Annotated in this window: 1 pseudogene; it reads right to left on the reverse strand. The window is 64.5% G+C overall.

From position 1 onward, the window contains the following. Positions 1-251, reverse strand: a pseudogene (locus SB822_RS59250) (acetyl-coenzyme A synthetase); the annotation flags it as partial.

A 251-nucleotide genomic window follows, 5' to 3' on the forward strand; every position in this document is an offset into this window, starting at 1 on the left:
GGTGCGCTGGTAGACGATCACACTCTTGACGGCTTCGCAGCCGCCCATTGCGAGCGCTTCGTCGGCGATGTTCTTCAACGGCAGCGCCTTGCCGCCGCGCATCTGTTCGTCGGACGTGACGAGTGCGACCGCGCCCACGTCGACGAGCCGTTCGTTGAGCGACTTCGACGAGAAGCCGCCGAACACCACCGAGTGCGTCGCACCGATCCGCGCGCATGCCTGCATCGCGACAATGCCTTCAATCGACATCG

Source organism: Paraburkholderia sp. SIMBA_054, assembly GCF_046534875.1.
GTDB lineage: Bacteria > Pseudomonadota > Gammaproteobacteria > Burkholderiales > Burkholderiaceae > Paraburkholderia > Paraburkholderia hospita.